Source organism: Lysinibacillus sp. NPDC093216 (assembly GCF_050280325.1).
Classification (GTDB): Bacteria; Bacillota; Bacilli; order Bacillales_A; family Planococcaceae; genus Lysinibacillus.
Genome location: NZ_JBNNVB010000064.1, coordinates 1 through 1,756 on the forward strand (window position 1 = coordinate 1; position 1,756 = coordinate 1,756).

Sequence of the window (1,756 nt, forward strand, 5' to 3'; positions counted from 1 at the left end):
TCATGGCACTTAATAAAATAGGTACTTGTTCGCTTTTTAGCTGCAGTAATGCCAATTGCTGTGGCCAGATGGGTCTTGCCGACACCACTTGGACCAAGGAATACAATGTTCTCATTTTCTTCGATAAAACGAAGGCTTTGAAAATCGAGTATTTGTTGCTGGTTAATACTTGGTTGGAAATCAAAATTAAAATCCTTTATTTCCTTTAAATGTGGAAATGCAGCGACTTTCACCATCGCATGAATCATATTTTGCTCACGTACATCGATTTCATAGTTTGTCAATTTAATAAGTGTATCGATAAAAGAAAGCTCATTTTTAATGCTAAAGTCGATGACTTCATTCAAATGGATGCCCATTTGCTTTAATTTTAAATACTCTAAGTTTTGCTGTAGTTGCTGATAATTTGTACTCATTATTGAATTCATTTATACATTTCTCCAATCGCTGCTAAATTCCGTTTTGCTAAATCGTTAATATCAGGGTATTCGGGCATGGCCTTTGTTATCAGTTCACGATAATGTGCCTCTTGATAATTTAGTTTTGCTTCACTTATTTTGTGTTGCGCGATTAGTTCCATGTTATAATAAATCCATAATTGATTATCGTACACTTGTAGCCCTACTTTTTTGCCTTGATACCCCGGTGGTACGGAGTATTGATTGGACTTGTAGGAAATCATGCTGGATGCATTGACTTTCACAAGCGTATGGTTGATTCGATAAGAATCTCTTACTCGTTCAGTTGGTAGCTGGAGTAAGTGATTCTTTTCTTTTTGGAATTCTAAAATCGGAATTTTATTCGTTCCTTGATGAATTTCATGATTGATACGATTACACAATTTTTCAATATAGGCGTGTAATTCAGTTATGTTAAACTTTCCTTGATAGGCATGGATCTCATCCAAAAACTTCATCGTTGTCTCCACTTTTCCTTTTGTTTGTGGACGACCTGCTACACAAGGCTTCACGTTAAATCCAAAATCTCTCGCAAATTGCGCAAACTTCGCATTCACTTTTCCTACAAAATGTTCTGTTCGTGCTTCATCCATCACGGTTTTCATATTGTCAGTGATGAGTTCTTCTGGTACACCACCCATTTTTTCAAACGTGTCGGTTAAGAAAGCAAATAAAACTGCCTGCGATTTAGAAATACTCATATAGAAGAACCGCATACGAGAGTAGCTTAGCACTAACACGGCTACATTAATCTCCACCTGTTCACCATCACTTGTTTCATAAAGAATACTTTCTTTCCAATCCAACTGTGCTTGTTTGGCCATACGTGTTTCATAACGGATACCGCCATTCAAAGAAGATACACGCTCAGCTTTCTCAAAGTAAGCCTTAAATTCTGGCGTATTGGCAATATAGGTACGGAATGTAGATTGCCCACACTCTAAACCATGGTTGTCTTTTAAATACTGCCAAAGATTACGTCGATAATAAAATACCTGCTTAGAATCTTCTGATAAGAGGCTGGCAATAATCGGATAGAACTCATCAATTTTAGATGGCTTATTACGCTTTGTTTTTGGTATAAAGCCATTTAGATATTTATCGATTGTTCGTCGATCTACGCCTATATCCCTTGCTAATCTACTTTTATTAATCTTCATGTTTAAATGCTCCATTACTTGTTTAAAATTTGCTAAATCTGAAAGACTATTAATTTTAAATTCTGTCTCAATCTCTAATTGAATATGCATACTAACACCTCAGTATTAGTATGAAATGGAAGAGCATTTTTGTACATC

General features: G+C 35.8%; 2 protein-coding genes. Both read right to left on the reverse strand.

The features are described from left to right. Nucleotides 1-416: ATP-binding protein (locus ACQKOG_RS27075; protein WP_427448591.1), on the reverse strand; the 416-nt coding region annotated here is incomplete at its 3' end. A gap of 8 nt (nt 417-424) precedes the next feature. Beyond that, nucleotides 425-1,708, reverse strand: a complete 1,284-nt coding sequence (istA, locus tag ACQKOG_RS27080) for an IS21 family transposase (RefSeq protein ID WP_427448590.1) — start codon at nt 1,706-1,708, stop codon at nt 425-427. Nucleotides 1,709-1,756 lie beyond the last annotated feature (48 nt).

Coding starts and splice junctions, on each gene's coding strand:
- istA (WP_427448590.1), bottom strand. CDS start 1,708: ATGCATATTCAATTAGAGATTGAGACAGAATTTAAAATTAATAGTCTT.